Source organism: Alteromonas sp. 07-89-2, from assembly GCF_013113925.1.
Taxonomy (GTDB): domain Bacteria; phylum Pseudomonadota; class Gammaproteobacteria; order Enterobacterales; family Alteromonadaceae; genus Alteromonas; species Alteromonas macleodii.
Genome location: NZ_VTYM01000024.1, coordinates 128408 through 135810, shown reverse-complemented (window position 1 = coordinate 135810; position 7403 = coordinate 128408). Strand labels below are relative to the sequence as shown.

Genomic DNA, 7403 nt, shown 5'->3' with positions numbered 1-7403 from the left:
GAATCGTCGTTGTGACACTCTTAACGAGTGCCCACACAGATTGTCTTGTCTAAATTTTTAAAGAACATTCACTAAAAGCCGTTGCTTCTTAGTGACTCACCCTGTTCGAGTGAGGTGCGCATTTTACATCGTTTATTTTCGATGTCAACCATGTTTTTAAACTTTTTATTTGTTTGAAAACTTGGTTTCGCACTTGTTGCTAAGTTGGCTTTGTTTTTCTCGAAGCCCCCTCAGAACGTGGAGCGCATTATAGATACCTCTTGTGAAAGATCAACACTTAAATTGGATTTTTTTGCTTTTTAAGCCACTTTTGGTGTTAACCGCTCATTTCTGCATCATTTCTAGCGACTCAATCCATCTTTAGACTAGTTTTTTCACATTTTATTGTTCAATTTGTTACAAATGAGTAAACTATATACAGCCTCCAACACCATAATAAACAATAGAAAGGTAGGTATATGAAAGTAGGCTTTATTCAATGCGCTGTTATTAGCGCTATTTTTGCAATTGCAGGTTACTTGTTATTTTCTTCTGCTAGTTTAAACGTCCATGTTCCACTGACCGTCTCAGCAGCTCTGCTGATCAGCGGTATCGTTACTCCTTGGCTAGCGTCTCTTATTCAAAGTCCATCTTCCTCAGATGCCAGAGCACATTCTAATGACGGATCAGTAGAAACTTTATATGTGGGTAATTTGCCTTATAGAGCAAACGAGAACGCAGTAAAGGAATACTTCAGTAGCTTTATTGAAGTACAGTCGGTTCGCTTAATGAAGGATCGTAAAACTGGAAAAAGAAAAGGATACGGTTTTATCGAAGTTGTAACTGACGACTTAAACAGCGTTATCGATAAAACTAACGACTCAATCTTCCAGGAGCGAACCCTAAAAGTTCGCCCTGCAAAGGACAAAGTCGAACACGCATAATTTTGTGAGTACGGTTTATAGGCTATAAAAAAGCCCGGTTAGCTGTCGCTACCGGGCTTTTATATTAGTAAATAGTTAGTTATTCACTTGTCTCAGCAGATTGAGGAAGTCCATTAAGTAACGTTTGATTGAAAGCGTGAAACCTATTTATAGCAGTTACAAGATCTGGCACCTGCACGTCTTTCATCTCATTAATCAACCCACCTATTAAGGTATTATAGTCTTCGTTACTTTCTAACGTACTTTCGGCATTAGCAAAAGTATCCATCATCTTTTCTAGATATTGCGCAATAGGGCTAACCACATTTCCAAACTTCGAATTATCGCTTTTGTCTTCATTGTAATGTTGGATGTTCTCATACGTCTTTAGTACTTCGGTCTGTGTTGTTCTATTTAACTGTAACGCGTAGCCAACTAACTCTTTATCGTCAAAGCCTAAACTTAACGCTTCTTCAAATGCTTTGTCGATGTCACCACTGTAAAAGGTGTCGGCGAGATCCTGAACTTGACCAACCAAATCAGCTATCGACTCTAACTCATCTTCATCAAGCTCGCCTTTCAATGAAAAGCTAATACCGCTTCGCTCATAGTATTGGTACGAAGTTTGTTGTTGGTATGACGCTGAAAAATTGTTTTCGCCTTGCTCGCCACTACCGCCTGATTGCTCCTGAGATGCCTGCACTTGGAAATTAAGTTGTTGAGACGCTTGGAACGAGCGAAGACTCTCAAAACTAAAACTCACTTCGTCGCCATCTTTAGTTCGAATCAGCAAGCTTCCGCTTTTCTCATCCGATGCAGCTACCGCGTTTAAGGCTGAAAGCGTTACAGCGTTCGGCTGCTGGCGACCAAATATGTCAGTTTCCAGATCGTTTATTCCTGTATCGATGAGATCGCGGCTTTTTGTCATTCCTTGCTCAATCTCTTCATTCATAAAACCAGCGAGGTCTTTTTCAGCCATAGCGAATCCACGGCTTACGCCTTCTCTCGCTTGGCTAAATAAGCCATTAAGCTTTTCATCGCTGGCGCCACCGTTTGCCGCACCTCTAATGACGCCACCTACGAACTTAAGTACGTTTCTGGCAACTTTTTCAAAGTCGAACAAACTGTTCGACTTATCTTCAATGCTTTTCTCTTTGGCTTCTTGTGGCTTTTGGCCATCTATAACTAACGCTTGGTTAAGGCTGCTACTCACCACACGTAAGCCGATGCTAGTTTGGCTACTGGAAACAGATACCGATGCCGCTTGTTGTTTAGAAAACTCAGCCGCTTGCTGCAATCCTTCTTGCTGTAACTGCTTTTTCAACATTTCGTTCGGGTGAACTGATGCCTTTTGATCTGCTTTTTGATCGACCTTCTGGTCGCCCATAAAAGCCTTAATTTGACCCACGTTCATAATTTGATCCTCACTATCCTCAATCTTATTATCGGCAAAGAATCAGTATTGTTTAATTTTAATACAGCTTTTTTTACTAGGTCGTTCCTGATAATAATGCAGAAGTAGATAGCGCATGTTGCAGTTATTTTATAAGGGACTACAATTCGCGACCTCAACATTGAATGGAGAATTTTATGACCGCGACCGAACAACAACGCTATCAAGCTCAGTTGGACGAAAAAGTAGAACGTCTTACTGCGTTACTTTCTCCGTTCAATGCGCCTGACTTAACCGTATTTCCATCGCAACCAACACACTACCGTATGCGCGCCGAATTTAGAGTATGGCATGAGGGCGATGATTTGTTTCACATCATGTTCAACCAGGAAACAAAAGAGAAGTATCGCGTAGATAGCTTTCCTCCTGCTTGTAAAGCAATAAACGATGCTATGGCGCTGTTGTTAAAAGAAGTAAGACCAAATGAAGCGCTAAGAAAGAAGCTTTTTCAAATCGATTATCTTTCTGCACTATCTGGCGAGCTTGTCATCAGCCTTTTATACCATCGTCAACTAGATGAGAAGTGGCAAGAGGCTGCAAAAGAATTAAAGGCGAAACTCGAGGCTCACTTTCCGAAAGTAAACATCATCGGCCGTGCGAGAAAACAAAAGCTTATTATCGACAACGATTTTGTTATTGAGCGCTTACCCGTTAATGGCAAAGAATTCATATTTAAGCATATCGAAAATAGCTTCACTCAGCCCAATGCCGAAGTGAACTGTAGCATGATTGAATGGGCACTAGATTGCGTAAAGCCGCTCTCTGGCGATTTACTGGAGATGTATTGCGGTGCAGGTAACTTCTCACTGCCGCTAGCGCTTCACTTCGATAATGTTGTGGGGACCGAAATAGCCAAGCCCTCTGTACAAGCTGCGCAGTTTAATATTGAACAAAATCAGCTTAATAATGTGAAGATCGTAAGACTCGCCGCTGAAGAATTCACTCAGGCTATGAAAGGTGAACGTACGTTTAGTCGCTTAGAAGGCATTGATCTAAGTACATATAATTTCACAACTGTATTGGTTGACCCACCAAGAGCTGGGTTAGATGAAGACTCGCTTAGAATGATTCAGGATTACGATAATATCGTGTATATCTCGTGTAACCCTGAAACGTTGGCGCAAAATCTTGAGCTTTTAAGTGAAACTCACGACGTTGCTCAATCGGCACTATTCGATCAATTCCCTTTTACTCATCACATTGAGGCTGGCGTTTTACTTACACGCAAAAGCTAGTTTTAGTACAAATTGACAAGGCCTTTGGAGTCACAAAGGCCTATGAAGACGTATTAAAATAAGGTTGCTTTGATTAGAGCAAACGATGTGGACTTAAAAGGCCAATCGCCACTAATTCAATTATACGCTTTTTTGCGTTGCACCTACTTGAACGAAGCGAAGCTGTGCTTTCACTCTCTCACCGATTTCGCGGCGAAGTTTATCATCAGCTTCTAGTGCTTCAGCACCTGCACTGAATACAAGTCGTACCATAGCATCAGCTTGAAGCTGCGCGCATGCGTATTCTACGCCCTGCTGTTCAATAATGTAGTCGGTCAACTCGTCGATGAAGTGTTGAATCTCTCTAAATACTGCCAACCGATAAGCCGACGACGTACCAGTATGCTCGCGTAATAATAAGCGAAATACGTTTGTATTTGCCGCAATAAATTCCATAAACGTTTCAACAGAAGTATGTATTACGCCGCCTCCAGAGGCTATACGCCGCCTTGCCTGACGCATAAGCTGCCGCAATGCTAACCCGGCTTCATCCACCAGCGTTAAACCCAATTCGTCCATATCTTTGAAGTGTCGATAAAAAGACGTAGGTGCTATACCTGCCTCTCGGGCAACTTCACGCAAGCTGATTGCCGATAGGCTGCGGTTTTCATCGAGCAAAGAAAACGCAGCATGAATGATATTTTGGCGGGTTTTTAATTTCTGTTCTTGTCGACTCACATTCGCACCATTGGTTGATTAGCTCTGAACGGCTTGATGATTTTTAGCGCTTGGGGTTGAAGCCCTTACGTCATCTGTATAGCCATTAACGCAATCAAACTTCGTACATCAAAGACTAGCATGTGTAGTTTATCGCAACACGCACCGGTGGGGAAAGAGAAACAGAATCATCTCTTTTATAAACAAGCATTAAGCAGAAAAAGCCACAATTAACGAGCGCTTCAGCGTAGCTTTACTATAATTAAACTTTACACATGTAAGCAGAACTAATCTGGGTTTTGCTTGCCTGAAGCCTCGTAAAACGATAAATTAGCGAACAGTTGTAAGCCAAGTTGTATAAAATGAAAAAACCTCCTCTTATCCTTACTAATGTGCTGGTATTTATTATATCTGGCGCAATTGCGTTTATTGGTGTGCCGCTCTGGGTGGCGTATCAAGGCATCGATTGGGCAGAAATCGGTGCGGCTATATTCCTATTTTACTTCACCGGTATGTCTATAACTGCCGGCTATCACCGCTTATGGTCGCATAAAACTTACGACGCCAATGTGGTAGTTCGTGTGATCCTTGCGATTGGTGGCGCTATGGCGCTGCAAAATAGTATTTTGCACTGGTCGTCAGATCATCGCGTTCATCATCGTCATGTTGATGATAACGACAAAGACCCCTACTCTGCGAAGAAAGGGCTTTGGTTTGCGCATATCGGCTGGATGTTGCGTGAGTATCAGGCCAAACGATACGATGACTATAGTAACTGTAAAGATCTTCAAAAAGATAAAGTGGTGATGTGGCAGCATAACTACTATTTGCCCATCGTGCTGGCCGCTAACTTTGGTATCACAGGTCTGCTGGGCTATTTAAATGGTGACGTATTAGGCATGATCTTGGTAGCCGGTGTACTTCGCCTGGTGCTAGTGCATCACGTAACCTTCTTTATCAATTCTCTTGCTCATTTCTGGGGTAGCCAGCCTTACACCGATAAGAACACAGCACGAGATAACGGTATTCTTGCGTTTTTTACCTTTGGTGAAGGTTATCACAATTACCATCACATCTTTGAGTACGACTATCGTAATGGCATTCGCTGGTATCAGTTTGATCCTACAAAATGGCTTATTAAGGGATTATCACTGGTAGGTCTGACATCCAACCTTCGCAAAGTGCCAGAAGAGCGCATCGAGAAAGCGTTAGCAGCAATGCAGCTGCAAAGAGCAAGTGAAAAAGTATCGCTACTGCCTAATGCTGAAGAGATGATGCATACCATTCAAGAAGAATACGACTTGTTAATGCAGCGCATGAGTGAATACTACGCCACGAAAAAACGTGTTATGCGCGTTAAACAACGCACCCTAAAGCGCAGTATCGAAGGGCTTGAGCTTGCATACAAGTACAAAGAGCTGAAACACGCATTTGCTGTACAGAAAGAGAAATGGACACAGTTACATAGTTTGTCATTGCAAATGGCGTAAATTAACGCCCTCTTTTATACGTTTGAACGCTAAAAACCACATAAGTGTCTGCTTATGTGGTTTTTTTTTATTCTATAGTTGGATAAGGTCGTTATACTAAAACCAGAATCATTCATTTTGTATTACGGCTAACCTAGTGGTGACATCGCATTACAAAAGTAACAACATGGGAAAGTAAGATGGCAACGAAGCAAAAAACCAAAGCCCCGTCGTATCATTACGACGCTATCGTTATTGGCACAGGTCCTGGTGGTGAAGGCGTTGCAATGCAGCTTGCCAAAGCCGGAAAAAAAGTGGCGGTTGTTGAGCGCTACGAGGCAGTGGGAGGGGGTTGTACCCATTGGGGAACCATTCCATCGAAAGCGCTTCGTCACTCAGTAAGTCGTCTTATTGAATATAACTCTTCTCCCTTGTTTGCCGACAACCACTTAAGTAAAAGCCTTACGTTTTCAGACATCATGCGCCATGCTAGCGGTGTGGTAAAAAGCCAAACTAGACTTCGCTCTTCTTTCTACGACAGAAATCGTGTGACGCTATTTCACGGCGAAGCCAGTTTCGTAGATGCGCATACGTTAGAGATAACCCGTAAAGATGGCTCTAAAGATACAGTCACTGCTGGCCAAATTGCTATTGCCACAGGGTCACGTCCTTATTGTCCTAAAGACATCGACTTTAATCACCCGCGTATTTATAACTCAGACACTATCCTATCTTTAGATCACGATCCCAAATCAATAATTATCTATGGCGCTGGGGTCATTGGCTCTGAATATGCCAGTATTTTCAGAGGACTAGGCGTAAAAGTTGACCTCGTTAACATGCGCGATCGCTTACTGTCATTTCTTGATGACGAGATATCAGACGCACTCAGTTATCACCTGTGGAACAATGGCGTACTCATCCGGCACAATGAAGCCTATTCTTCGGTTGAAGCTACCGATGACTCGGTTATTTTAAACTTAGAGTCGGGCAAGCGTATGCGCGCAGATTGTCTCTTGTTTGCTAACGGAAGAACGGGTAATACAGATACACTTAAACTCGAGAATATTGGTTTAAAAGCCGATGGCAGAGGCCAACTCAAGGTTAATGAAAATTATCAAACTGACGTAGACAATGTATTTGCAGTCGGCGATGTCATTGGCTATCCAAGTTTAGCATCTGCGGCTTATAACCAAGGTCGCTTTGCCGCTGAAGCTATGCTTGGCATAAAAACACATTCGGCATTGGTAGAAGATATTCCGTCAGGCATATACACCATCCCAGAAATAAGTTCTGTTGGTAAAACGGAGCAAGAGCTTACTGCAGCAAAAGTGCCTTATGAAGTGGGAAGAGCTCAGTTCAAACATTTGGCCAGAGCCCAAATCGCGTCAACGCAGACAGGAAGCCTGAAAATCTTGTTTCATCGCGAAACTAAAGAAATCTTAGGCATTCATTGTTTCGGTGAACGTGCCTCCGAGATTGTTCACATCGGCCAAGCGATCATGCAGCAAAAGGGCGAAGGCAATACCATAGATTACTTCGTTAACACTACGTTTAACTATCCAACCATGGCAGAAGCTTATCGAGTTGCTGCTATTAATGGACTTAATAGAATTTTCTAACGGACACAAAAAAGCCGGCGAGATTG

The 7403-nt window shown here is 42.6% G+C and carries 6 protein-coding genes; 4 read left to right on the top strand and 2 right to left on the bottom strand.

Annotation, left to right across the window (positions count from 1 at the left end):
* The first annotated feature begins 458 nt into the window (after positions 1-458).
* Positions 459-923: an RNA-binding protein gene (locus F0261_RS15675; RefSeq protein WP_014950707.1), complete on the top strand. Its 465-nt coding sequence runs from the start codon at positions 459-461 to the stop codon at positions 921-923.
* Positions 924-1002: 79 nt separating this feature from the next.
* Here F0261_RS15675 and F0261_RS15670 read toward each other — a convergent pair whose 3' ends face one another.
* Positions 1003-2316: a DUF5610 domain-containing protein gene (locus F0261_RS15670; RefSeq protein ID WP_171338413.1), complete on the bottom strand. Its 1314-nt coding sequence runs from the start codon at positions 2314-2316 to the stop codon at positions 1003-1005.
* A gap of 176 nt (positions 2317-2492) precedes the next feature.
* On the opposite strand from F0261_RS15670, the gene trmA reads away from it, so the two are divergent.
* On the top strand, positions 2493-3590 hold the full coding sequence (trmA, locus tag F0261_RS15665) for a tRNA (uridine(54)-C5)-methyltransferase TrmA (protein WP_014977407.1): 1098 nt from the start codon (positions 2493-2495) through the stop codon (positions 3588-3590).
* 120 nt (positions 3591-3710) lie between these two features.
* Here the strand turns inward: trmA and fabR are convergent, their stop codons facing one another.
* Positions 3711-4307: an HTH-type transcriptional repressor FabR gene (gene fabR, locus F0261_RS15660; protein WP_014977408.1), complete on the bottom strand. Its 597-nt coding sequence runs from the start codon at positions 4305-4307 to the stop codon at positions 3711-3713.
* Between the two features lie 341 nt (positions 4308-4648).
* Here fabR and F0261_RS15655 point away from each other — a divergent pair, with 341 nt between their 5' ends.
* Together F0261_RS15655 and sthA are read left to right on the top strand one after the other, a co-directional pair.
* On the top strand, positions 4649-5776 hold the full coding sequence (locus F0261_RS15655; RefSeq protein WP_014950711.1) for a fatty acid desaturase: 1128 nt from the start codon (positions 4649-4651) through the stop codon (positions 5774-5776).
* A gap of 179 nt (positions 5777-5955) precedes the next feature.
* Positions 5956-7377 (top strand): Si-specific NAD(P)(+) transhydrogenase, encoded by a 1422-nt coding sequence (sthA, locus tag F0261_RS15650; protein WP_014950712.1) that lies wholly within the window; start codon positions 5956-5958, stop codon positions 7375-7377.
* Positions 7378-7403 lie beyond the last annotated feature (26 nt).

Coding starts and splice junctions, on each gene's coding strand:
- F0261_RS15675 (WP_014950707.1), top strand. CDS start 459: ATGAAAGTAGGCTTTATTCAATGCGCTGTTATTAGCGCTATTTTTGCA.
- F0261_RS15670 (WP_171338413.1), bottom strand. CDS start 2,316: ATGAACGTGGGTCAAATTAAGGCTTTTATGGGCGACCAGAAGGTCGAT.
- trmA (WP_014977407.1), top strand. CDS start 2,493: ATGACCGCGACCGAACAACAACGCTATCAAGCTCAGTTGGACGAAAAA.
- F0261_RS15655 (WP_014950711.1), top strand. CDS start 4,649: ATGAAAAAACCTCCTCTTATCCTTACTAATGTGCTGGTATTTATTATA.
- sthA (WP_014950712.1), top strand. CDS start 5,956: ATGGCAACGAAGCAAAAAACCAAAGCCCCGTCGTATCATTACGACGCT.